The 1,889-nt window shown below is 46.6% G+C and carries 1 protein-coding gene; it reads left to right on the forward strand.

Going from position 1 to position 1,889, the window contains the following annotated elements; all coding sequences use genetic code 11:
• Positions 1 to 449 precede the first annotated feature (449 nt).
• Complete coding sequence (locus MD588_RS25835; RefSeq protein ID WP_265700825.1) at positions 450 to 1,304, forward strand: VirK/YbjX family protein; 855 nt, start codon at positions 450 to 452, stop codon at positions 1,302 to 1,304.
• The last annotated feature ends 585 nt before the right edge of the window (positions 1,305 to 1,889 follow it).

The following is a 1,889-nucleotide window of genomic DNA, read 5'->3' on the forward strand; positions in this document are numbered from 1 at the left end:
AAACTGGCACCCTTCCCTCTGAATGCCGACAGTAACCAACGGCAATACAAGCACATTCTGCCATTACCGTTGGTGCCAAGAGCGTATTGGGTAAGCCAAAGACATCAAATCGACGGCAGAGTAATTTTGGCGCGAAGCCAAAACCAGCGCCACATCAGCAGTTAACCACACAGCAAAATAATTGCAAATATCCGCTATTTCACTTCTAACAGCTCATATAACAAACACTCATCTACATTTATTCGACACCCGGGATTTTATTGTCTTTTCGCATTGACAGGCGGCTGAATCCCCTAGTCAATCTGATACCGCCCAATAGTGATATATGGAAATGATTGTTAAACCGGTGAAGGAGCACTTTTCATCTGGACCAGTAAACCATGCAAACATTCCAACAACTTATTACCCTTTCAAAGACTGTCCATCCTGATTCGAAAGGAATAAATGTTGTGCGAAAAAACCTACGATTTGTGATGTGGGGATTGATAAGTGGCAATATTGTTCAACAAGTCAATGAGCTAACAGTAAGAAGCAATCTCTCACCGATTATTGAGCACGATCCTAAATTATTCGAGAAGCCGCTTAAGCCTTTCATCAGTACTGCGTTTCGGGCAAGAGATCGTGCTCGCTTGCTTCGCTCTCATTTCGAGATCCTTGAACAACAGTTCGGCAGCAATACTTGCCGGTTCTACCTGGCCCCCCTTGAGCTTATCCGATTCCATGATCGAAATGGTAATGCATACCACGCTGAATTTTATCCCGGAGAATCTCGTGAAGGATCATTGGGTATCCGACTCGTCGAATCGAGTACTGGCTATACCATGTACTCCGTGACCATCACGTTTAGCCAGCTGAATGCTAAACGAACCATGTATATAGGTTGCTTACAGGGTGCAAGCGCAAAAGTAGAGGACAGCCAGGCCAAAATCAAGGAGCTTACCCGCACACTACACGGACTGAGGCCAAAGGCACTGATGCTTGAACTTGCCCTTATGCTGGCAAACTGTATGGATACCGATGACGTGCAGGCCATTTCTAACAAGGGTCATATCTACCAAGCGTTACGCTACATCGGATCCAAAAAGGGGGCGATTGTCTTTGATTATGACAAGCTGTGGCAAGAGTTTGGAGCCACCAAAACAGACAGGCACTTCTTTTCCCTGCCACTCAAACCAGAACGCAAGGCACCATCGACGCTAAAGAAAACCAAGCGCCGTCTATATACAAGAAGGTATCAATGGCTTGATCAAACCCGGGCTGAAATAGACGCTTTATTGCAGGCCATGAAGCAAGCATCATTGTAATATCTCGGCTGCAGCTGTTGATGGTCTCCCGATCATTGCACAAAAAGCAGCCAACTAACTCGTGGGGCGCAGCATAAATTGTCATTCATCATGGTCAAACGCGGTTTTTCGCGGTGTAATGCCTTGTACTGCCGCACGGGCAGCTTAGAAAATATTTCTGATGTATGTTCTTCACTGCCGGACAGGCAGCTGAGAAGAATGGGACAGTTGCAGCATGAGGTATTGCCTGCTTCACTGCCGAAAAGGCAGCTGAGAAAATCAGTTGACGGTAGAGCAAGCTCACGGCTCAGCTTTCCTGCCGCACAGGTAGCTTAGAAGAATATCATTTAATGGTAACGATGAATCTGAAACTTCACTGCCGCGCAGGCAGCTTAGAAATTCATGCCCTAACAGAGCTTCTCCTACACTTGTTCACTGCCGTTCGGGCAGCTTAGCAAATGAAACAACCCAACTACTCTGCCGTACAGGCAGCGGGCATAACGGCATCGGATGCCAGGGATCATCCTGTGTGGAACTGCTTAGCAGTAAAGCAAGCAAAGTGGCTGTTTGACTTCCAAGCCAACACAATTAAGTACTTCTAGGGTT

The organism is Photobacterium obscurum (genome assembly GCF_026191635.1).
Taxonomy (GTDB): Bacteria; Pseudomonadota; Gammaproteobacteria; order Enterobacterales; family Vibrionaceae; genus Photobacterium; species Photobacterium obscurum.